At 61.0% G+C, this 20,321-nt stretch carries 20 protein-coding genes; 7 read left to right on the top strand and 13 right to left on the bottom strand.

Going from position 1 to position 20,321, the window contains the following annotated elements; all coding sequences use genetic code 11:
* Window positions 1–3: 3 nt before the first annotated feature.
* The 4 genes from AC1Q80_RS08425 to AC1Q80_RS08440 all read right to left on the bottom strand — a co-directional run bounded on the left by AC1Q80_RS08425 (window position 4) and on the right by AC1Q80_RS08440 (window position 6,068).
* A complete protein-coding gene (locus AC1Q80_RS08425) occupies window positions 4–1,284 on the bottom strand; it encodes a cytochrome b (RefSeq protein WP_077503654.1) in 1,281 nt (426 codons plus the stop codon).
* 14 nt (window positions 1,285–1,298) lie between these two features.
* Window positions 1,299–1,877, bottom strand: a complete 579-nt coding sequence (gene petA, locus AC1Q80_RS08430; protein ID WP_173420094.1) for a ubiquinol-cytochrome c reductase iron-sulfur subunit — start codon at window positions 1,875–1,877, stop codon at window positions 1,299–1,301.
* 352 nt (window positions 1,878–2,229) lie between these two features.
* Window positions 2,230–4,095 (bottom strand): ABC transporter ATP-binding protein, encoded by a 1,866-nt coding sequence (locus tag AC1Q80_RS08435; RefSeq protein ID WP_492360135.1) that lies wholly within the window; start codon window positions 4,093–4,095, stop codon window positions 2,230–2,232.
* 119 nt (window positions 4,096–4,214) lie between these two features.
* Complete coding sequence (locus tag AC1Q80_RS08440) at window positions 4,215–6,068, bottom strand: ABC transporter ATP-binding protein (protein WP_173420096.1); 1,854 nt, start codon at window positions 6,066–6,068, stop codon at window positions 4,215–4,217.
* A gap of 402 nt (window positions 6,069–6,470) precedes the next feature.
* Here AC1Q80_RS08440 and AC1Q80_RS08445 point away from each other — a divergent pair, with 402 nt between their 5' ends.
* Window positions 6,471–7,043, top strand: coding sequence for a GNAT family N-acetyltransferase (locus AC1Q80_RS08445; protein WP_209791924.1), 573 nt, complete (start codon window positions 6,471–6,473; stop codon window positions 7,041–7,043).
* Between the two features lie 6 nt (window positions 7,044–7,049).
* Window positions 7,050–7,511 (top strand): TrmH family RNA methyltransferase, encoded by a 462-nt coding sequence (locus AC1Q80_RS08450; protein WP_173420098.1) that lies wholly within the window; start codon window positions 7,050–7,052, stop codon window positions 7,509–7,511.
* 75 nt (window positions 7,512–7,586) lie between these two features.
* Here the strand turns inward: AC1Q80_RS08450 and AC1Q80_RS08455 are convergent, their stop codons facing one another.
* Window positions 7,587–8,162, bottom strand: a complete 576-nt coding sequence (locus AC1Q80_RS08455; RefSeq protein ID WP_173420099.1) for an NADPH-dependent FMN reductase — start codon at window positions 8,160–8,162, stop codon at window positions 7,587–7,589.
* Between the two features lie 77 nt (window positions 8,163–8,239).
* On the opposite strand from AC1Q80_RS08455, the gene soxR reads away from it, so the two are divergent.
* Window positions 8,240–8,719, top strand: a complete 480-nt coding sequence (soxR, locus tag AC1Q80_RS08460) for a redox-sensitive transcriptional activator SoxR (RefSeq protein ID WP_209791928.1) — start codon at window positions 8,240–8,242, stop codon at window positions 8,717–8,719.
* 37 nt (window positions 8,720–8,756) lie between these two features.
* Here soxR and AC1Q80_RS08465 read toward each other — a convergent pair whose 3' ends face one another.
* On the bottom strand, window positions 8,757–9,017 hold the full coding sequence (locus AC1Q80_RS08465; RefSeq protein ID WP_173420101.1) for a hypothetical protein: 261 nt from the start codon (window positions 9,015–9,017) through the stop codon (window positions 8,757–8,759).
* A gap of 298 nt (window positions 9,018–9,315) precedes the next feature.
* On the opposite strand from AC1Q80_RS08465, the gene hemF reads away from it, so the two are divergent.
* Window positions 9,316–10,227: an oxygen-dependent coproporphyrinogen oxidase gene (gene hemF / locus AC1Q80_RS08470; RefSeq protein WP_173420102.1), complete on the top strand. Its 912-nt coding sequence runs from the start codon at window positions 9,316–9,318 to the stop codon at window positions 10,225–10,227.
* A gap of 455 nt (window positions 10,228–10,682) precedes the next feature.
* On the top strand, window positions 10,683–12,155 hold the full coding sequence (locus AC1Q80_RS08475) for a S41 family peptidase (protein ID WP_492360136.1): 1,473 nt from the start codon (window positions 10,683–10,685) through the stop codon (window positions 12,153–12,155).
* Window positions 12,156–12,236: 81 nt separating this feature from the next.
* Here AC1Q80_RS08475 and AC1Q80_RS08480 read toward each other — a convergent pair whose 3' ends face one another.
* Complete coding sequence (locus AC1Q80_RS08480) at window positions 12,237–12,413, bottom strand: hypothetical protein (RefSeq protein ID WP_173420104.1); 177 nt, start codon at window positions 12,411–12,413, stop codon at window positions 12,237–12,239.
* Window positions 12,414–12,569: 156 nt separating this feature from the next.
* Between AC1Q80_RS08480 and AC1Q80_RS08485 the strand changes: the two genes are divergently transcribed.
* The gene (locus AC1Q80_RS08485; RefSeq protein WP_173420105.1) at window positions 12,570–12,848 is read left to right on the top strand and encodes a BON domain-containing protein; all 279 of its coding nucleotides are present in this window, start codon (window positions 12,570–12,572) and stop codon (window positions 12,846–12,848) included.
* A gap of 1 nt (window position 12,849) precedes the next feature.
* On the opposite strand, the gene AC1Q80_RS08490 is transcribed toward AC1Q80_RS08485, so the two are convergent.
* From AC1Q80_RS08490 to AC1Q80_RS08505, 4 genes are all read right to left on the bottom strand, one after another.
* On the bottom strand, window positions 12,850–13,467 hold the full coding sequence (locus AC1Q80_RS08490) for an ABC-type transport auxiliary lipoprotein family protein (RefSeq protein ID WP_492360368.1): 618 nt from the start codon (window positions 13,465–13,467) through the stop codon (window positions 12,850–12,852).
* A 93-nt stretch (window positions 13,468–13,560) separates the two neighbouring features.
* Complete coding sequence (locus AC1Q80_RS08495) at window positions 13,561–14,931, bottom strand: MlaD family protein (protein ID WP_173420106.1); 1,371 nt, start codon at window positions 14,929–14,931, stop codon at window positions 13,561–13,563.
* A 92-nt stretch (window positions 14,932–15,023) separates the two neighbouring features.
* Complete coding sequence (locus tag AC1Q80_RS08500) at window positions 15,024–15,833, bottom strand: ABC transporter ATP-binding protein (protein WP_077503668.1); 810 nt, start codon at window positions 15,831–15,833, stop codon at window positions 15,024–15,026.
* Between the two features lie 13 nt (window positions 15,834–15,846).
* Window positions 15,847–17,001: an ABC transporter permease gene (locus AC1Q80_RS08505; RefSeq protein ID WP_173420107.1), complete on the bottom strand. Its 1,155-nt coding sequence runs from the start codon at window positions 16,999–17,001 to the stop codon at window positions 15,847–15,849.
* Between the two features lie 138 nt (window positions 17,002–17,139).
* On the opposite strand from AC1Q80_RS08505, the gene dgcA reads away from it, so the two are divergent.
* Window positions 17,140–18,123 (top strand): N-acetyl-D-Glu racemase DgcA, encoded by a 984-nt coding sequence (gene dgcA, locus AC1Q80_RS08510; protein WP_492360137.1) that lies wholly within the window; start codon window positions 17,140–17,142, stop codon window positions 18,121–18,123.
* Here the strand turns inward: dgcA and AC1Q80_RS08515 are convergent.
* Both AC1Q80_RS08515 and AC1Q80_RS08520 read right to left on the bottom strand, forming a co-directional pair.
* Window positions 18,075–19,295, bottom strand: coding sequence for an MFS transporter (locus AC1Q80_RS08515; RefSeq protein ID WP_492360138.1), 1,221 nt, complete (start codon window positions 19,293–19,295; stop codon window positions 18,075–18,077). The genes dgcA and AC1Q80_RS08515 overlap by 49 nt on opposite strands.
* Before the next feature lie 104 nt (window positions 19,296–19,399).
* The gene (locus AC1Q80_RS08520; RefSeq protein ID WP_173420110.1) at window positions 19,400–20,239 is read right to left on the bottom strand and encodes a UDP-2,3-diacylglucosamine diphosphatase; all 840 of its coding nucleotides are present in this window, start codon (window positions 20,237–20,239) and stop codon (window positions 19,400–19,402) included.
* Window positions 20,240–20,321: the final 82 nt, after the last annotated feature.

Genomic DNA, 20,321 nt, shown 5'->3' on the forward strand with positions numbered 1-20,321 from the left:
TGATCAGGCGCGTGCGGTGGCCGGCTGAGCCTTCGCATTCTTCTTTTCCAGCACCGCTTCGGTGATGGAGTTCGGAATGCGCTTGGGCGTCTCGATCAGGCCGAGAACCGGCATGATGACGAGGAAGAAGCCGAAGTAGTACAGCGTGCCGATCTGCGACATGACGACATACAGGCCTTCTGCAGGGCGCGAACCCAGCCAGCCGAGCATGATGGCGTTGACCACGAAGATCCAGAAGAACAGCTTGTACCACGGACGGTAGACAGCCGAACGGACCTTCGACGTATCGAGCCAGGGCAAGAAGAACAGGATGATGATCGAGCCGAACATCACCAGAACGCCGCCGAGCTTGGAGTCGATCGGGCCGACATTGAAGGTGATGGCGCGCAGCATCGCGTAGAACGGCAGGTAGTACCATTCAGGAACGATGTGAGCAGGCGTCTTCAGCGCATCAGCCGGAATGTAGTTGTCCGGATGGCCGAGGAAGTTCGGCTGGTAGAAGACGAACCATGCATAGATCAGCAGGAAGATGGAAACGCCGAGTGCATCCTTCAGCGTCGCGTAGGGCGTGAAGGGAACAGTATCGGTCTTCGACTTCACTTCGACGCCGGTCGGGTTGGTCTGGCCGGTGACGTGCAGGGCCCAGACGTGAAGCACGACGACGCCGGCGATCATGAAGGGCAGCAGGTAATGCAGCGAGAAGAAGCGGTTCAGCGTCGGCTGGTCGACGGCAAAGCCGCCAAGCAGGAACTGCTGGATCCACTCACCCACCAACGGGAAGGCCGAGAAGAAGCCGGTGATAACCGTCGCACCCCAGAAGGACATCTGACCCCAGGGCAGAACGTAGCCCATGAAGCCAGCAGCCATCATCAGGAGATAGATGACCACGCCGAGGATCCAGAGGATTTCGCGCGGTGCCTTGTACGAGCCGTAGTAGAGGCCGCGGGCGATGTGCAAGTAGACGGCGATGAAGAAGAACGACGCGCCGTTGGCGTGCATGTAGCGCAGCAGCCAACCGTGGTTGACGTCACGCATGATCTTTTCGACCGAGTTGAACGCAACGGTCGTGTCGGCAGCATAGTGCATGGCGAGCACGATACCGGTCAGGATCTGGACGACCAGCATGACGGAAAGCATGGCGCCAAAGGTGTATGCGTAGTTCAGGTTCCGGGGAACCGGATAGCTGATGAAGCTGTCGTGAATCATACGCGGCAGCGGAAGACGGGAATCAACCCATTTCTCAATGCCAGTCGTTGGCGTGTAGGTTGAATGTTCAGCACTCATTATCAGTAGTCCCCTCAACCGATCTTGATAACTGTGTCGGAAACGAACGAGAAGGTCGGCACGGGGAGGTTTTCCGGCGCCGGACCTTTACGGATTCGGCCAGCCGTATCGTAGTGCGAACCGTGGCAGGGACAGAACCAGCCACCGAAATCACCGGCCTGACCAAGCGGCACGCAGCCGAGATGGGTGCAGGAACCGATCATTACGATCCAGTTTTCCTTGCCTTCGCCGGCGGAGCGATCGAGATCGTTCGCCTCGGCGCTGGTCGGAAGGTTGGCGTTGCGCGCAACCGGGTCCTTGAGGTCGGCAAGAGCGACCGCCTTGGCCTCTTCCACTTCCTTCTCGGTACGGTTGCGGATGAAAATCGGCTTGCCGCGCCATTTGGCCGTCAGCGACATGCCGGCCTGAAGGCTCGACACGTCGACCTCGATCGAGGCGAGCGCGAGCGTCGAGGCATCCGGACGCATCTGGTCGATGAATGGCCAAGCGACCGCGCCGGCGCCAACGACGCCCGCCATGCCGGTGGCCAGGTAAAGGAAATCGCGGCGAGTGGGCTCGCCCGAGGTCTCGCTTGAAATGTCGTGTTCGCTCACGGCTAAACCATCCTCTCACGCAATGTTGCGGAAACCGCATCCGCCCAGCGAGATCCCTGCCCTTGCGGTTTGACCTAGGTCAAGGAAACACGCCCAATCAAAGTGCTGACACCTTAGCCGGTTTGCTGCTGCAAACACACTTTAGGCGCCAGAATCCGTAAATTTCTGCGCGCGCACGGCTCGCAGATTCCCCGTCAATCCGGCGCGTTCTATGCTTGATCGCAAATTATGTCCAGCCTTGACAAGGGTGGGTGGGCAGATTGTCGCGGGGAAAAGCGCGGCCAATTGGCACAAGGACTTGACGGTTTGCGCTACGGCCGTCGAACCACCTTGAAAAGGCAGTTGGGCCGCCCTACTCCGCCGCCTCTTCACGCGCCAGAAATCCGCCGGATTGTCGCGACCAGAGATCGGCGTAAAGACCGCCACGCGAGATCAGTTCGGCGTGGGTTCCGTCCTCGACGATCCGACCCTTGTCCATGACGACGAGCCGGTCGAGAGCGGCAATCGTCGAGAGCCGGTGCGCGATGGCCAGAACCGTCTTGCCCTGCATCAGCCGGTCGAGATTGGACTGGATCGCCGCTTCCACTTCGGAATCGAGCGCCGAGGTCGCCTCGTCGAGAACGAGGATCGGCGCATCTTTGAGCATGACACGCGCAATGGCGATGCGCTGCCTCTGTCCGCCCGAAAGCTTGACGCCGCGTTCGCCGACATGGGCATCAAAACTCTTGCGGCCGCGCTGGTCTTCGAGGTCGCGGATAAACTCGTACGCCTCGGCCTTTTCGGCGGCCATGATCAGTTGTTCTTCTGTCGCATCCGGGTGTCCGAAGAGGATGTTGTCGCGGATGGAGCGATGCAGAAGCGATGTGTCCTGGCTGACCATGCCGACCTGCGCGCGCAGCGATTCCTGTTTCACCGTCGAAATATCCTGGCCGTCGATCAGGATGCGCCCGCCCTCGAGGTCGTAGAAGCGCAGAAGGAGATTGACGAGCGTCGACTTGCCGGCGCCCGAACGGCCGACGATGCCAACTTTCTCTCCTGGGCGAATGACGAGCGTGAAGTCGTCGATGACGCCTGCACCCTTGCCATAGTGAAACTTGACATGCTCGAAGCGGATCTCCGGCTCGCTGACCGACAACTCACTGGCATCCGGCCTGTCGACCAGACCGATCGGCTGCGAGACGAGTTCGGCCGAATTCTGGATCGTGCCGATGTTGCGCATGATCGAGTTGAACTGCGTCATCATCCGCCCGAGCAGCATGTTGAGCCTGAGCACCAGCGCCAACGTGAAGGCGACCGCGCCCGAACTGATCGAACCGCCAAGCCAAAGGTGAATGGCATAGATCGCGATCGCCGCGATCATCATGCCCGACAGAAGCGCCAGCGAGGCGCGCACCGCCGTGAGCAGCCGCGTAAACGGAATGACTGCCCGCTGGAAGCGATCGAAGCCGGCGCGGATATAGCGGTCGTTCTCGTCGTCGCGCCCGAACAGCTTCAATGTCTGGATATTCGAATAGGCATCCACCATGCGTCCGTTCAGCATCGAGGCCATTTCGGCCGTATCGCGCGCATGCTTCCGGATGCGAGGAACGAAATAGCGCGCCAGCGCCAGGAAGATGACGATCCAGAACGCGACCATGGCCGCAAGCCGCCAGTCGAGCTGGGCAACCAGCGCCATGGTCGAGGCGGTATAGATGACGATGAACCAGACGACCTGCAGCAGCGACACGATCAGGTCGCTGGTCGCCTGTGCGCCAGACCAGACTTTTGTCACGATCCGGCCGGAAAAGTCGTTCTGGAAGAAGGAAAGCGATTGCCGCGCGACGTGCGTGTAAGACTGCCAGCGCACCAGATTGAGGAAGCCGGTGATGATCGACTGCTCCTCGACGAGCGCCGCCAGCGACACCGCGACGAAGCGGAACACCAGCACCGTCAGCAGCATGAACAGCAGTTCGGGCCCGTTGGCGGAAATCAACCCGCTCCAGCCCGCTTCGGGCTTCACGGTGTCCAGCAGATCGACAAGCCGCCCGACGAAGTAGAAGAGCCCCGCCTCCAGCATGGCGACAAGGCCGCCGAGGATGGCCATCGCCAGAAACGGCCCCTTGGCCTGGCGGGCATAGAACCAGGCAAATGCCCACAGCGACTTCGGCGGTTGCAATCGCTCCCGCGGCGCAAACGGCTTGATCCAGTTCTCGAAGATGCTGACGATGGCGCTGAGCATGGTTCCGATATAGGCGGTTCGGCGGCAACAGCAATCCGTTTCCACCATTGGGCGCATTACAAATGCGTAACGTCAATTCGGCAGTCCCGCCGCCACTGGAGCGGCGGGACTGCTGCGGATCACTCCGCCGCTTCTTCCTTCTCGGCATCGTCGGCGATGAAACCGCCCGACTGGCGCGACCAGAGGTCGGCATAGAGGCCACCCTTGGCGACAAGCTCTGCATGCGAACCGGTTTCAACGATCCGGCCAGCCTCGAGGATGACCAGTCGGTCCATTTCCGTCAGCGTCGACAGGCGATGGGCAATCGCGATCACCGTCTTGCCGGCCATCAATGCGAACAGGTTCTCCTGGATCGCCTGCTCGACTTCGGAATCGAGCGCTGATGTCGCCTCGTCGAGGACCAGGATCGGTGCGTCCTTGAGGAAGACACGGGCAATAGCGATGCGCTGACGCTGGCCGCCGGAGAGCTTGACGCCCCTCTCGCCGACCTGGGCATCGAGCCCCTTGCGTCCCTGGTTGTCCTCAAGCGCCTGGATGAACTCCCAGGCGTTCGCTCGCTTCGCTGCCGCCGTGATCGCTTCGTCGTCCGCTTCCGGATGTCCATAGGCGATGTTGTCGCGAATCGAGCGATGCAGCAGCGAGGTGTCCTGCGTGACGACGCCGATCTGGGCGCGCAGGCTATCCTGCGTGACGGTGGCGATATCCTTGCCGTCGATCCGGATTGCGCCCGATTCCACGTCATAGAACCGCAACAGCAGGTTCATCAGCGTCGTCTTGCCGGCGCCGGACCGGCCAACCAAACCGATCTTCTCACCCGGCTTGATGTCGAGCGACAGGTGATCGATGACACCCTTCGCCTTGCCGTAATGGAAGCGAACGTTGTCGTAGGTGATCCCACCCTTTTCAGCCTTGAGCGCCTTGGCATCCGGCTCGTCGACGATGTCGTGCGCCTTGGTCATCATGCCGATGCCGTCATAGACCGTGCCGATGTTCTCGAACAGCGCCGAGACTTCCCACATGATCCACTGCGACATGCCGTTGATGCGCATGGCGAGACCGACGGCGATCGCGATAGCTCCGACCGAGATGGCGCTCGTCAGCCACAGGTGAATGCCGAGCGCACTGATGGCAAACAGCGCGATGCTGTTGTTGGCATAGACCAGCACGTGGAACAGCGTCACCTTGCGCATCTGGCGATGCACGGTACTGAGGAAGCCATCCATTCCGTCGCGCGCGTAGGTTTCCTCGCGGCCCGCATGCGAGAACAGCTTGACGGTACCGATGTTGGTATAGCTGTCGACGATACGGCCCGTCATCATCGAGCGCGCGTCGGCCTGCTCCTTGGAAATCTTCTGCAGCCGCGGCACGAAATAGCTGACGATACCGATGTAGATCACCAGCCAGACGGCAAGCGGCGTCACCAGCCGCCAGTCGGCGGCGGCAACGACAATCAGCATCGTGACGAAGTAACTGACGACGTAGACGAAGACGTCGAGGATCTTCATCACCGTTTCGCGAACAGCAAGCGAGGTCTGCATGACCTTGGTCGCGACGCGTCCGGCGAACTCGTTGGCGAAGAACGTCATGCTCTGGCGCAGCAGATAGCGGTGCATCTGCCAGCGGGCGATCATCGGGTAATTGCCGAGCAGTACCTGGTGCATGATCAGCGAATCGATTGCCACCAGCAGCGGCAGGCCGATCAACACCAGGCCGCCCATCCAGATGAGCCTGTGGCCCTCCGCTTCCAGGAAGGTGTCGCGATTGGCGCTCGACAGCCAGTCGACCATGTTTCCGAGAAACTGGAACAGCGCCACTTCGCCGATGGCGATAAGCATGGTGCAGACCGACATGATGAGCAGCCACGGAACCGCGGGCTTGGAATAGTGCCAGCAGAAGGCAAAAAGGCCTTTCGGCGGAAGCACGGGCTCTTCCGTCGGATAAGGATTGAGGCGGGATTCAAACCAGCCAAACATTGTCTAGCTCCTTCAGAGTATTTTGAAGGAAGGCGGGTGTCTCTCCCCGCATTCTTTATCGTGAAAATTTCAGTCCGGAAATGCTGTCCCGCAAAAGCGGGTCTATCTTCCGGAGTTCCGGAAGCGCGCATAAATCTCTTGAAAGATAGGTCGCGAAACCGGTCAGGCCAAACGGTGGCCCATCACTCCAGGAAGGCGTGTCAACATCAATACAGTCATCGTTGCCTCCGTCGGTTCGCGTTGAAGAGAGGTCCTGTCTACCTCCATTCGCGCGGAGATGCCAGATTGTCGCAGACACTTTCTTGTCTGTTTTTTCATCGCTTCGTCGGATGTTGCCAGTTCGGCACAGATTAGCGACTACAAAATCAGCGAGAACACGACCGACATGTGTAGGAAACACCCATGAATGCATCATCGACGCCCCCTATTGATTTGAAGGGGCAGGATTTCCTGCTGAGGCGCGCGCAGGAAAACGACGTCGAGGCGCGGTTGGCACTCGGGCGGGACCCGGAGATCTACCGCATGTTTGGCGGCGACGCCTTCGTGACTCGCCCCTACACGCAAGCGGACGCCGAAGCGTGGTTGCGGGCCAATATCGAGCACCCGGCCGCCTGGATTATCGACCGCGACGGGTTGATCGGCGAGGTCAGGCTCGACAATATCGATCGGCACGACCGGCGCGCCTCTTTCGCCATCGGCATCCTTGATCGGAAATTGCTGGGCCAAGGGATTGGCACTGCCGTTGCGAAGCTTGTATTGGGCCACGCATTCGGTGCACTCGCCCTGCACCGGGTTTCGCTGCGCGTTCTTGCTTTCAACGAGCGTGCCATTGCCAGCTACCGCAAATGCGGCTTTTCGATTGAGGGGCGCGAGCGGGAGGCGGCGCTGGTCGATGGCGAATGGCACGATGACATCATGATGGGGATTCTCGCGCACGAGTTCTCCGCACCAAAAGACACACCGCAAGGAAAGTGACCAGACGTGAGTGACCTTCGCATTGCCCTCTACCAGCCGGACATTCCCGGCAACACCGGCACGATCCTGCGCCTTGCCGCCTGCCTGGGGCTTGCCGTCGATGTCATCGAGCCTGCGGGTTTCGATCTTTCCGACAGAAATCTGAAGCGCGCGGGCATGGACTACATCGCCTCGGTCACCCTCACCCGCCACATCAACTGGGAACGGTTCGAGGCATGGCGGGCCTCTACCGGGCGAAGGCTCGTCCTGGCCTCCACCAAGGCCGCCGAACCCTACACCCGCTTCCAGTTCCGCCCCGATGACATCCTGCTCTTCGGGCGCGAAAGCGCTGGCGTGCCAGACCATGTGCATGATCGCGCGGAAGGCCGCATCCTCATCCCGATGGCCGAGGGGCAACGGTCGTTGAATGTCGCCATGTCCGCGGCCATGATCGCCGGTGAGGCCATCCGGCAAGTCCAGCTGGTCTGAAAAGCTTCGCATCGCTCTTCCCCGCTTTCCCGATGAGGTTTTGATGGGCGCCGCCGACGGCAGCGCCCATAAAAGTCAGGCAGCAATCTCGTTGTAGGGCGTCGACTTGCGCGCCTGCTTCAACGTCCGCGCCCACCAGAGAAGCCGGTCCATCATCAGGAACAGCGGCGCGCGCATCTCCTCGGGTTTATAGAGGTTGCCTGCCGCATCGAATTTCGACCAGGCCTTGGCAAACTGGACGCCGTCGCGCAGCGTCACAGCGTGCAACTCGCCGAAGACCTGCCGCAGCTGTTCGACGGCGCGGATACCGCCGGATGCGCCGCCATAGGAGACGAAGGCAATGGGCTTGGCATGCCAGGGCTCGTAGACCGAATCGATCAGCTCCTTCAGCGCGGCCGGGTAGCCGTGGTTGTATTCCGGCGTCACCACCAGAAAGGCGTCCGCTTCCGCGACCTTGCGCTCCAGCCACTCGCCGGGATTGACCGCAGCACCGACGCCGCGCGACGCCCGCAGCCGCGCCGGGTCGATGACCGTGAGATTGAACACGGTCGAATCCGAAATCTCGCGGATCAGCCAGTTGGCGACCGTATCGCAGAAGCGTCCCTGCCGGGCGCTGCCGTAGATCACCGCAAGCGTCATTTTCTCTGTCATGGGGATCAGCTCCTTGTTGTGACTTTCATGGAGCTCATGCTATAAAACCTCAACATTAGTTGAGGTCAATAGACGTCATGACGATTGTCAGAAACAGCGAGATGCGACGTGAACTCACGGTCGGCGAAGTCGCCGAGCGCAGCGGCGTCGCCGTTTCCACTCTCCACTTTTATGAAGCCAAGGGGCTGATCAGCAGCAACCGCAGCCGCGGCAACCAGCGTCGTTATCCGCGCAGTGTTCTGCGTCGCGTGGCAGTAATCAAGGTCGCGCAGCGCACGGGGATTCCGCTTGCGGAAATCCAGGCGGCGTTGACGGTCCTGCCGGACGATCGTCCCTTGACTGTTCAGGATTGGGCGCGCCTGTCGGAGAGCTGGCATGAGCAACTGAACGAGCGCATTGCGAGCCTGATGGCGCTGCGCGACCATCTGACAAGCTGCATCGGCTGCGGATGTCTGTCGCTGCGGGAATGTCCGCTACGCAATCCGCACGACGTGCTTTCGATGGAGGGCGCCGGCCCGCGGTTGATGGATGCAACCGAAGAGGACGGCCAGCCTTAGAAGACTTGACTGTCCGAAGCTGTGCTCGCCGGGAGCATCAATCCGCGGTCGGGAGGCGGCGCATGGTAAATTCGATCTGGTCGCCATCAAGCTGACGCCAGCTTTCCACCTCGGTCCAGTAGGCGGCTTTCGGCCAGGTATCGAACCATTCGCGTGCCTTGGCACGGGCAGCACTTCGATCGAGCCGAAAGGTTTCACGCACGAAAAGGCCATCGCCTCGGGCTGGATTGTCCCGGCGATGCCGGGCGATCTGACGCCGCAAACCATCAAGCGGCGGAGCTGCGGGTATTCTCGCCATGGACCATACCTCTGAGGGTAAAGATAGTGTGGGTATGGATCCATTGCGAGTCCGTTTTACACCGTCCATCCGATGCGGCAGACTACAGCGCCGCGCGTCGAATATGATGCGCTAACGACGCTGTAGCACTTTAGACTTGCTGCATAATTTTCGCCTTGAATCGAATCCGATTTAAGGAATCTTGCAGCAACCCGATACGCCAACCGCCGTTGCCAATCCGGCGGAAATATGAACTGTGGCGCACATCAACGAATCGGCGGCTTTCCGGCGCGCAAAGCCGCGAACAGGACAAATTTTCATGGAACGACCGCAACTGCCCCAGGGGCTGCCTGCCGATATCGAAGACAAGAAGGCCGCAGCCAGGGCCTGGTTCGAAAGCCTGCGCGACACGATCTGCGCCGCCTTCGAAGCGGTCGAAGATGACCTGAGCGGGCCGTTGTCCGACCGTGAACCGGGCCGCTTCGTCGGCAAGGAGTGGAGCCGGGACGGCGGCGAAGGCGGCGGCGGTCGCATGTCGATGATGGAAGGGCGCGTCTTCGAGAAGGTCGGCGTACACACCTCGACCGTCTTTGGCGAATTCTCGCCCGAGTTCCGCGAGCAGATCCCCGGCGCCAGTGAAGACCCACGCTTCTGGGCATCGGGCATTTCACTGATCGCGCATCCCGTGAACCCGAACGTGCCTGCCGTTCACATGAACACCCGCATGGTCGTTACCACCAGCAACTGGTTCGGCGGCGGCGCCGACCTGACGCCCGTGCTCGACCGCCGCCGCGTCATGACCGATCCGGACACGCAGCTGTTCCATCGCGCCATGGAGATCACCTGCAATCGCCACGCGGTCGCCGATCACGCCAAGTACAAGCAATGGTGCGACGACTACTTCTTCCTGAAACACCGGAATGAGCCGCGAGGCACGGGTGGCATCTTCTACGATTGGCTGCGTTCCCCGGATGAGCAGGGCGGCTGGGAAGCCGACTTCGCCTTTACGCGCGACCTCGGCAAGGCTTTCGCTCTCGTCTATCCCAAGATCGTCCGCAGCAATTTCAACACGCCATGGACCGAGGAAGATCGCGACGAACAGCTCGTGCGCCGGGGCCGTTACGTCGAGTTCAACCTGCTTTACGATCGCGGCACCATCTTCGGGCTGAAGACCGGCGGCAACGTCGAGTCGATCCTCTCGTCCCTGCCCCCGGTCGTGCGCTGGCCCTGATATGCTCCGTGGCCCGACCGATCTGGGAAGAGATCGGTCGGGGTCAGTCTTGTGATGGGCGCTGGCAGAAAGCCGGCAGGACCGGCTTCCAGATTGCGAGTTGGGGCCAGATGCCTTTCCGCCTTTTTTGCCGAACGCATCGGCGTCGCCAATTGAAACTCTCTCCGAACACTTCAACGTGCTGGTGACGACCAGTTCACCGCGCCCTGCGCCGTGAAATGCGCTCAGGCCCTTGTGCTTTTCCAGACCCATGAACATCTACTAGACGTGGTGTCGTAAAATCTCTTCGCGCCGCTACGCAAGCATGCCGTTCTACCGAAATCCCAGTCCCAATCTGTCCGTCCCCATCGGGTCCGCTGCAATATTTGGATCTGGTGCATGATCCGGGTGGCGACGCCAGTCCCCAAAATGGCATCGACGGATGACAAGTCATCACCACGCGAGAAGGACAACGCATGTCGAACGAGAACACGGCACCCGCTGCTGACCGACGCAAGAAGCGCGTCCCGCGGTGGCTCAAGTTATCCGCGATCACGATCGCGCTGTTGGCCCTTCTCATACTGACACCGCTTGCGCTTATCGTTTACCCGACGCTGAAGACCTATCCGACGGCTCCTCCCGTCCAGGCAGCCGTTTCGCAGCTGGACGCAAATAGGCAGGACCTCGCCCATTTGCGGCATTTTCCGGATTTCGAACGGAGCTTCACGCCGGAATCCAAGGCCGCCTTCGCGCTCGCCCTCAGCGAGATGGAACAACGCGCCGGGGATCTCGACCGGGCTGGACTGGCAATGGCGACGGCGAAGGCAGTGGCGCTCGCCGACAACGGGCACACCAATGTTGTCGGGCTCGTCGGCGGTCGCAGCTTCAATGCCGTGCCTATTCGTTTCGGCTGGTTTGCCGATGGGCTGTTCGTGATCGCCGCAGCTGAAGGTCAAAGCCACCTGCTAGGGAGACAGATCCTCAGTGTGAATGGTAAGACGACGGATGCCTTGGTGGCGGCGCTGCGGCCATATGTTGGCGGCCCTGCCAATCTAGCAAAGGAGCTGGCGCCAAACATCCTGATCTCACCGGAGCTTCTCCACGCGGCCGGCCTTGCTGAAACGGCGGCAAGCAGCACCTATGACATGCGGCTGGCAGATCGGAGCGTCGTTCCGGTGGAACTCGCCGCGATGTCCGGTACCCAAGAGCCCCAGAACACCAACTTCTGGCCCGCACGTGATCTGAGCCCAATCGCGCAAGCCGGCGGTACATCCGGGTGGCGACATGCTCTCGACGGTACAGTGCCGCCGCAGTATCTCTCCCAACCCGATCGCAATTACTGGCACTCCTATCCTGTGCCGGACCTGCTTTACGTTCAAATCAACCGCGTCCGCGACCAGGCGCCGATCGATCTCTCCGCGTATCTTTCCAACATCCTCGATGAATCCGCTGAGAAGCCAATTCGCAACGCCGTCGTCGACCTGCGCTTTAACAATGGCGGCAACTACGTGCTCGCGGCTGACTTTGGCCGACGTTTGCCGGAGATTCTGCCACCGACGGGGCGGCTGTTCATACTGACCAGCGGGAACACGTTCTCCGCGGCGATCAGCACCGCAGCTTGGCTGAAACATTACGGCGGAGCCCGTGTCACTATCATTGGCGAGCCCGTGGGTGATCGCATGCAGTTCTGGGGCGAAGGAGGCCTCGCCGTTCTGCCAAATTCCAAGCTTGCGATCCGCTATACCACTGGCTTCCATGACTGGAAGAACGGATGCAGCCTGGCGCAGCTCAGGACGTGCTTTCTGTTGAACTACATCTATGACGTCCCGGCAGGCTCCCTTGAACCGAACGTGCCGGTCAAGCCGACCTTTGCGGACTATGTCGCCGGCGAGGATCGGTCCATGTCCGCTGTCATGGAGATGCTCGCGACCGGCCACACACCCGGGTAACCAGCCCGCCTGCTTGTCTCGGTGATGACGTGTCAAACCGGCCACAACATGCTACCGCATGCGACCGAGGCCGTGCAGGCGTCACTTGCAGATGCGTACCTTCTTCATCACCACCCGGCCATAGGCACCGTAGTTCTTTATTGTCTTGACGACACAGGTCTGTCGATAGCCGTAACTGTAAGTGCCAGCCTCGGCAGGCATAGTGACGGCAAAGACGGTCGTCATCGCAGTAGCGATGGCGATGAAAGAATGGCGCATGGATGTTCCCCGTTCGAATTCAGCGGCCAGGAATGACGTGCGATCCGCATGTCAGAGCCATCGCATGAAAACCGATTTCGCACTGTTTCGATTGGAACAGCTGAACAAATGACGGTCGCTGGCGTTGTCCTTGGCAAGGCACGGAGGGACCCGATCATGATCTTCAAGAAGCGCACATTCCACGGCATGGAGCCTGAGCGGACGGCGGGTGATCAGCCGGCGGAGCTGGAACGCCGCGTTGCTCACGGTCTGGCCGTGACACCGGGGCTCGATGCCGCCGATGTCATCGTCATTTGCACGGGAAATACGATCATGCTCTCCGGTCATGTCGCCACCCAGGCAGAGCGTGCGCGCGCCGAAGAGGCCGCAAGGTTGACAGAAGGTGTCGTCGAGGTCGTCAACCGCATCGAGGCGGCAGAGGCCAGACAGCGTTAACTCAGATCGAACTCAGCGTCCAACCGACGATCTCGGACGCGACGGTGGCGAATGCCTGGTCGAGTGCCTTGACGAAAGCCGGATTGCCGGTGCCCTTGACGCCGACTGTAGCGCGGAACGCCTTCTGCGCTCGCACGGTACCGTTCCGGTCGTTGACGATCTTTGCGAAGATCTCGACCACTGCCGTGTCGGCCCCTTCGGTCGAGATTTCGAAGGATCTGATTTCACTGATCACCTGGTAGTCGATTGCCAGACCTTCGCCCGGCTTGCCGACGCCGCCGACCTTGCCGGTATTCTCGAACGCCTGAACCAGCTTTGCCTGCACCATGCGTGGCAGGCGGTCGCTCCACTGCGCCTTGGAAAGATACTGCAGTTCCGAGCCGGACAGACGGATGACGATCTGGTCGCTGTCAAGCGCCTTCAAGGCCGTTGGTTCCGGCACCAGGATCTGCTTATTGGTCGACACGCGCCCTTCGACGACGGGGGACGAGGACAGGTTGAACGTGTCGTTGACGGCGGCACCGGCTCCGCAGCCCGCCAGCAACACAGCCAGCGTGAAGATCATCGCGGAGCGTTTCGCTCCGGTCTTACGCACACACACCAGCCCCGGAAAATTCATACTGCCCAAACCCTTGTCCAATACGCAGCACCTTAGAGCGCTCTTTATTGAAAGCAACCCGCCCGGCCCCGCGCCGGCCATGTCTTACCTGATTCATCGTCGGGTGCGACCATCATATTGCTTGACCGTTTCGCCGCCGAACAGCAGGCGTTGCGGGTTCTTGTCGAATGTCGAAATCGTATTCTCGAGGCTCTGCACCGTCCGGCGCGTATCGGACACCAGCGCCTCGACATCGCGAAGGCCTCCCCCGGAGAACCGCTTCAGATTATCGGCAATCGGTCCGATCTGGGCGTTGAGGTTCTCGGCCACCTTGCGGAACGATTCGAGCGTGCTGCGCGCCTCGGCCGAAAGCGATGGCGCGTCGGCATCGCCGAGGAAGCCATCCACCTTGACCAGAATGCTGTCGACCCGGTTCGATGCTGCATTCAGCTTGCTCGCCATCTGGGTCACGTCGGTGATGGTGCGATCGATGTCCTGCTGGCGCGCGGTGATCTTCGCGGCAAACTGCGTGATGTTTGCGACCGCCTTGCGGGCATCTGCACTTGCCGCCGAGATGTCGTTGACGACCAGTTCGACCTTCTGCTTGTCGACGGCAGCCACCAGCGTATCGACGCGCTCGAGCGTCTTCTGCGCGTTCTTGCCGAACTGGTCATAGGTCTCGACCGTACGCTTGAACGCCGCAATGGTCTCCGAAACCCCGCCGGAGGCGGCCTTCAGGTCATTGCTCATCTGCTCGACATTGCTGACGATGCGATCGATCTTCTTCGGATCCACCGACTTCACCAGCACATCAGCAGAAGCAAGCGTCGAATCGAGCTTCTTCGATGCCGCATTGATCGACGCAGAAAGCTCGGTGACGCTCTTCAGGAAATCGTCGATCGCGCCGGAATTGTCGGCAAGCGCCTTGGAGAATTTTTCGGCATTGCTGATTGTGCCGGTCAAGGGACCGCGCACGTCCTTGACGAAGCCCTGAATGTCGGTGATCGCGTCGTTGGCGCGGTCCATGATCTTGTCGGCGGTCGCAAGAAGGCTGGTAACGCTCGACTGGTCGGCGAGGATGCGCGCCTGGGTGCCCTTCTCGAGAGCATTCCTCAAAATGTTCTCGTCGCCCTTGTTGCCGCCGCTGAGTTCGATGTAGGCGGCACCAGTCAAGCCCTGCACTTCCAGCGTCGCCTTGGTCGATTTCAGCACGGGTGCGTCAATGGAGACTTCCGTCACCGCGATGGAATAGCGCGGGTCGTTGGCGTCGATCGCCAGATTGCGCACGGAGCCGACGGGAATGCCGTTGAAGCGAACCGGCGAACCGACGGAAAGACCGTTGGCGGAGCCGGGAATGTTGACGACCAGCTCGACCATCTCGCCGCTGCGGCCATACTGCGACATCCAGTAGACGAAGCCGAAGGCCGCCGCGATCACGAACACCGTGAAGAAGCCGACAATGGCGTAATTCGCTTTAGTTTCCATTCGTTCCGACTACCTCAGTGGCCATCCTATCGGCCGTTCATCTGCTCCAGACATCCGGAAAATCTCCCAAGCTGCCCGCCGGCTTCCTGGCGCTACTCGTCGTGACGCACGATCGACCGCGCCCGTTTCCCCCGGAAATAGGACTGCACCCAGGGATCGTCACAGGCCAGCATGTCCTCGACCGTCCCCTCAACCAGAACCTTCTTGTTTCCGAGCACCGCGATGCGATCGCAGACCGAAAACAGGCTGTCGAGGTCGTGAGTCACCATATACACGGTCAATCCGAGCGTGTCGCGCAGCTTGGCAATCAACTCGTCGAACTCGGCCGCACCGATCGGATCGAGGCCCGACGTCGGCTCGTCGAGGAAGACGAGATCGGGGTCGAGCGCCAGCGCCCTGGCAAGTGCGGCCCGCTTGATCATGCCGCCCGAAAGCTCGGATGGGTACTTGTCGGCCGCCTCTGGCGCCAGCCCCACCAATTCGATCTTCACGCGTGCCAGCTCGTCCATCAGGCTCTGCGACAGGTCGAGATACTCGCGCATCGGCACCTGGATGTTTTCGCGCACTGTCAGCGCCGAAAAGAGCGCGCCATGCTGGAAAAGCACGCCCAGACGCATGTCGAGCGCGATCCGGTCGGCCTCAGACATCTTGTCGTATTCCGCGCCGAGGATCTCGATCGTGCCGGAGCGCTTGGCCAAAAGCCGCAGAACCGTCCGCATCAACACTGATTTTCCGGTACCCGAGGCACCGACAAAGCCGAGAATTTCGCCGCGGTAAATCTCCAGATTGAGCTTGTCGAGCACGATATGGGAGCCGAAGCCGACCGTCAGGTCGCGCACGGACAGAACCGATTCATGGCCGTTCGCGGCGTCTGGCTGTCTTTCTGTGGCTGTTGTGTCCATCGTCCCATCCGCCTCAGAATTCAATCGCCGCGTAGAACATGGCAAACAGGCCATCGATCAGGATCACCACGAAGATCGATTTGACCACCGAGGAGGTCACGTGGCGGCCGAGCGATTCGGCGCTGCCGCCCACCTTCAACCCTTCGACGGCCGCCACCACACCGATGATCAGCGCCATGAACGGCGCCTTGATCATGCCGGCCGCGACCGATGAAAAATCGACGGCCTCCTGCAGGCGCGACAGAAAGGTCGCAATGGTAATACCGGAATAGGTCCAGGCGACCAGCGCCGCACCGGTCAGCGCCGCGAAATTGGCGATGATGGTCAGAAGCGGCAAAGCGATCGTCAGCGCCACAAGGCGCGGAAACACCAGGACGCCAACGGGGCTGAGGCCCATGACCTTCAGCGCGTCGACCTCTTCGCGCATCTTCATTGAACCGATTTCGGCTGTAATCGCGCTGCCCGAACGCCCTGCGATCATGATCGCGGTCAAGAGCACGCCGATTTCACGCAATTGCAGGATACCGACGAGATCGACGACGAAAACTTCGGCGCCGAAGTAGCGCAGCTGAAATGCACCCTGCTGCGCAATGATCGCGCCGATCAGAAATGACATCAGCATGATGATCGGAACGGCCTTGACGCCCATGCGGTCGATCTGGTGGACGATGGCCGCCGGCGAGAGGCCGCTGTGTCGCCCGAGCTTGAGCTGCGCACCACGAACCGCCGAACCGAGAATGTACATTGCAGCGACGATATCGTTCCAGGTGGCGATCATCACTTCGCCGATCGGCGCGAAGAGCCGTTGGAACAGCGGAATCTTGTCGCTTTCGTCCTCCGGTGTCGGCAGTTCCGCCGGCAGCGCGCCGATCAGTTCGACATAGCGCTGTCCGCCATCGACAAACTGGATCCCGTCCTTTTCAGGGCCGGCGATCTTCGTCATGAAACGCCGGATGATCCATGCCCCCGCCGTATCCATGGCAGTGACACCCGACAGATCGAACTGCTTGACGCTACTACCCTTGCGCGCAAGCTGGTCGAGCTTGGCAGCCATGGCTTCAGCCGTCTCGTGCCGCCAGACGCCCGAAAAGACGTAAGTGCCATCAGAGCCTTCGGCGTCTCCGCCGAGCGCGACATCCGCAACGATCTTGGTCTGGGAACGCGTCACCTGGTCTCTGTCATCCCGATTTGCTAACCGCTCGTAAAAGCTTGCTCCGTCATAACGGCTCACATCCTTGATGTCATCCGGACGAAGCCGGTAACATCGCCACCAATGTGCCAGATAGCCCCCGCCGGAGAAGATTTCATGTCCACTGTGCTCGAAGCGACAACCGAAGACTTCCCGATTGCGGGCACTTTCACGATTTCACGCGGCTCGAAGACCACGGCGAGCGTGGTGACCTGCCGAATCACCGCGGGCGGCAGCAGCGGCTGGGGCGAATGCGTGCCCTATGGCCGCTACAACGAGACGATTGCCTCGGTGCTTGCAGAAATCGAAGCGATTCGCCCGCAGATCGAGCAGGGTCTGACGCGCCAGCAACTGCAGTCGGCGATGAAGCCGGGTGCTGCCCGCAACGCCGTCGACTGCGCACAGTGGGACCTCGAAGCAAAGCAGAAAGGCAAATCTGTCCGCGAGCTTGCCGGTCTTTCCTCACCAGAAACATTGACAACGGCCTATACGCTTTCTCTGGCCGAGCCCGAAGCGATGCGTGCGCAGGCCGCGCAATATGCCCACCGCGCCCTGCTCAAGATCAAGGTCGGGACGTCGGACGATGCCTCTCGCATCCGCGCCGTGCGGGAGGGTGCGCCGGAGAGCCGCATCATTCTCGATGCCAATGAGGGCTGGACGCCGGACAGCCTCGCCTATCACTTCGCCATCTGCGCCGAACAGCGCATCGACCTGATCGAGCAGCCGCTGCCGGCCGGCCGCGATCAGGCGCTCGCCACCATTGCCCGCCCCGTTCCCGTGTGCGCCGACGAGAGCGTGCATGCGACCGGCGATCTCTCCGCCCTTGTCGACCGCTACGACGCGGTCAACATCAAGCTCGACAAGACGGGCGGCCTGACGGAAGCCCTGCGCATGCGCGATGCGGCGGCATCGCTTGGCCTCAAGGTGATGGTCGGCTGCATGGTCGGAACTTCGCTCGGCATGGCACCGGCGATCCTGGCGGCGCAGGGCGCGGATTTCGTCGACCTCGACGGCCCCCTGCTCCTGGCGCGCGACCGCACGCCGGGCCTGCGCTACGAGGCCTCGCTGGTCTTTCCGCCCGAGCCGCGCCTCTGGGGCTGAAGGTACCGGGCGGTCAGGGCAAAGCAGCAGCCGGCAAAGGCGACGACCGACATCGAATAGAACCCGTTCACCCCGTACCAGGCATAGAGATAGCCTGACAGGAACGTGAAGATTGCCGTGAAGATGCCGGTGTAGAAGAAGTAGAGGCCCTGCGCCGATGCTTCCTGCTCCTCGACCACGCGCTCCACCAGCTTGTTCTGCATGCCGGTGTGCATGATGGCATAGGTGAAGGCGTGAAAGCACTGCAGTACGAAGTATCCGGAAAAACCGAGATCCATCGGGAAGATGATCCAGCGCAGCACCGCCAGGAAACAGCCTGACAGGATCATCGTCCAGACGCTGAAACGCCGAATGATCGCCTTGGCGAAGATGAACATCGTCACTTCGGCAGCAACGCCCGCACTCCAGAGAATGCCGATCTCCGTGCCGCTATAGCCGATATGCTGCCAGTAGATCGCCGAGAAGGCGAACAGCATGGCGTGGCTGGCGTTCACCAGTGTCACGCCGATCAACAGCAGTTGCAGATCGAGCTGGCGCAGCGATTTCGGCGGGGGCTCGGTCAAGGCCGTGATCGGCGACGGACGTCGCGGCCGACCGACCTTGGGCGCTGCGAAGGCCATCGCGATCGTCAGGCCAAATCCGATCGCCATCGCCGGCAGCACCATGTCGCCACCGAAGATGCCGATCAACCAGCCGCCGAGCATGGTTGCGCCGATGAAGGCAACGGAGCCCCACAGCCGCATCTGGGCATAGTCAAAACCCCAGCGCCTGACACCGGAAAGCGCAATCGCCTCGACGATCGGCACATAGGGTGAATAGACGGCCGATTGCAGCGTGTAGATGATCAGGATCGGCCAGAACTCGCGGGCGTAAAACAGCAAGAACGCCGTCGCCAGCGACAGGAACCCAGACCAGATCAGAACGATCGTGCGCTCTCCGAGCCGATCGGCGATCACACCCGCGATCGGCGCCGTGAACACGCGCACGAACATCGGCAGGGCCAGCACAACGCCGATCTCGAAATCGCTCATGGAAAGCGTCGTCAGCCAGACCGGAAAATATGGCATGGCGAAACCGTTGACGATCAACGGAGCGCAGAAGAGCAAGGCTGTGCGAAGCGTAAAATAACGCGGCGGAGGGCCCACGGCAGCGGGCGCTTGGGAGGGAATCATGGGAGGACCTGATGGCTATGGGCGAGCAATAGCATAGCCCACCGCAGGATCGCCATAACCTAGATTTCGCTACAAGCGTGGTTCGTAGGTTGCTCGCAGCCTCTTCACGCTGCCCGCTGCGTCAGCAATTGCGCCAGCAGACGTTCGGCTTCTGCAGTTCCCTCGGCTTCAGCGGCGCCGCCGCGCATCTGATGCCAGGTGATCAGCTCCATGGTGCCGTCGTGGTGCTCGGCGATCGCCGTGCAGCTTTCGACCCAGTCGCCGGTGTTGATGTAGCGGATGTCGCCGATGTCTTCGATGACGGCATGGTGGATATGGCCGCAGATCACCCCTTGGGCGTCGTGACGCCTGGCCTCGTCGGCAACCACCTTCTGGAACTCGCCGATGAAGTTGACGGCGTGTTTCACCTGCAGCTTCGCCCAGGACGAGAACGACCAATAGGGCATGCCGAGCCGGCGGCGAATGGCTGCGAGACCGATATTGATGGCGATTGCCGTGTCGTAGGCCCAGTCGCCGAGATAGGCGAGGATGCGGGCATTGCGCACGACCACGTCGAACTCGTCGCCATGCAAGACCAGATAATTGCGGCCGTCGGCACCCTTGTGCATGTGGCGCTGCGCCACCTCGATGCCGCCAAAGTGAACGCCCGGAAAATCGCGCATGAATTCGTCGTGGTTGCCGGGGATATAGATGATGCGCGTGCCCTTGCGCGCCTTGCGCAAAAGCTTCTGGACAACGTCGTTGCAGTTCTGCGGCCAATACCAGCTGCGCTTCAACCGCCAGCCATCGACGATGTCGCCAACGAGAACGATGGTTTCCGCCTCGTGATACCGCAGGAAATCAATGAGAAAGTCGGTCTTGGCCGCCTTGGAGCCGAGGTGGACGTCGGAGATGAACAACGTCCTGAGATGTCTTACGGAGTTGTCTTGCGGCGCCGCCATCATACCAGCCTCGTCTTGATTGAGCCTTCTGGGGTCCGTCAAAACCAGACTCGTGTTTCAGGAAGATGACACGGACGCCGGCCGC

The sequence above is a fragment of the Ensifer sp. GW823-FHT05D09 genome (genome assembly GCF_058795755.1).

Excerpts from the sequence above, each read along its gene's own strand:
- AC1Q80_RS08440 (WP_173420096.1), bottom strand. The coding sequence starts at position 6,068 with ATGTTTGGCTGGTTTGAATCCCGCCTCAATCCTTATCCGACGGAAGAG.
- AC1Q80_RS08425 (WP_077503654.1), bottom strand. The coding sequence starts at position 1,284 with ATGAGTGCTGAACATTCAACCTACACGCCAACGACTGGCATTGAGAAA.
- AC1Q80_RS08515 (WP_492360138.1), bottom strand. The coding sequence starts at position 19,295 with ATGATTCCCTCCCAAGCGCCCGCTGCCGTGGGCCCTCCGCCGCGTTAT.
- AC1Q80_RS08480 (WP_173420104.1), bottom strand. The coding sequence starts at position 12,413 with ATGCGCCATTCTTTCATCGCCATCGCTACTGCGATGACGACCGTCTTT.
- AC1Q80_RS08445 (WP_209791924.1), top strand. The coding sequence starts at position 6,471 with ATGAATGCATCATCGACGCCCCCTATTGATTTGAAGGGGCAGGATTTC.
- soxR (WP_209791928.1), top strand. The coding sequence starts at position 8,240 with ATGACGATTGTCAGAAACAGCGAGATGCGACGTGAACTCACGGTCGGC.
- dgcA (WP_492360137.1), top strand. The coding sequence starts at position 17,140 with ATGTCCACTGTGCTCGAAGCGACAACCGAAGACTTCCCGATTGCGGGC.
- AC1Q80_RS08465 (WP_173420101.1), bottom strand. The coding sequence starts at position 9,017 with ATGGCGAGAATACCCGCAGCTCCGCCGCTTGATGGTTTGCGGCGTCAG.
- AC1Q80_RS08435 (WP_492360135.1), bottom strand. The coding sequence starts at position 4,095 with ATGCTCAGCGCCATCGTCAGCATCTTCGAGAACTGGATCAAGCCGTTT.
- AC1Q80_RS08500 (WP_077503668.1), bottom strand. The coding sequence starts at position 15,833 with ATGGACACAACAGCCACAGAAAGACAGCCAGACGCCGCGAACGGCCAT.
- AC1Q80_RS08485 (WP_173420105.1), top strand. The coding sequence starts at position 12,570 with ATGATCTTCAAGAAGCGCACATTCCACGGCATGGAGCCTGAGCGGACG.
- hemF (WP_173420102.1), top strand. The coding sequence starts at position 9,316 with ATGGAACGACCGCAACTGCCCCAGGGGCTGCCTGCCGATATCGAAGAC.
- AC1Q80_RS08495 (WP_173420106.1), bottom strand. The coding sequence starts at position 14,931 with ATGGAAACTAAAGCGAATTACGCCATTGTCGGCTTCTTCACGGTGTTC.
- AC1Q80_RS08490 (WP_492360368.1), bottom strand. The coding sequence starts at position 13,467 with ATGAATTTTCCGGGGCTGGTGTGTGTGCGTAAGACCGGAGCGAAACGC.
- AC1Q80_RS08475 (WP_492360136.1), top strand. The coding sequence starts at position 10,683 with ATGTCGAACGAGAACACGGCACCCGCTGCTGACCGACGCAAGAAGCGC.
- AC1Q80_RS08455 (WP_173420099.1), bottom strand. The coding sequence starts at position 8,162 with ATGACAGAGAAAATGACGCTTGCGGTGATCTACGGCAGCGCCCGGCAG.
- AC1Q80_RS08520 (WP_173420110.1), bottom strand. The coding sequence starts at position 20,239 with ATGATGGCGGCGCCGCAAGACAACTCCGTAAGACATCTCAGGACGTTG.